At 62.9% G+C, this 248-nt stretch carries 1 protein-coding gene; it reads right to left on the bottom strand.

The window, feature by feature from the left end; all coding sequences use genetic code 11:
• Positions 1–248 (bottom strand): hypothetical protein (locus AC5IJH_RS18560; RefSeq protein ID WP_491904294.1); only part of this gene is annotated, 248 nt, incomplete at both ends.

Raw genomic sequence — 248 nt, 5'->3', positions numbered from 1 at the left:
AAGATTGACCCAGTGGGCCGATGGGCGACGGCATGGTTAAGCTGCGAGATGCCGTAGTTGCGGCCCCCGACCAGTGCAAGAATTTGTCCGGTGTGTGGATTCAGTGCCACTAGCGCGACCTGGGGGGTGGCGATCGCGTCGGGGTTCTTGGATTTCGCACGACGGCGGTCGACCAGCTTGTCGACGACCTTCATGCCGTCGGCAACGGCGTCGTTCGCTGCGGACTGCAGGTCCGGATCGAGTGACGT

This window comes from Candidatus Dedyshia acidiphila, assembly GCF_051025295.1.
Classification (GTDB): Bacteria; Acidobacteriota; Terriglobia; order Terriglobales; family Acidobacteriaceae; genus KBS-83.
Note: the sequence above shows the minus strand (reverse complement) of the source record. Positions and strands in the feature narration are given on the sequence as shown.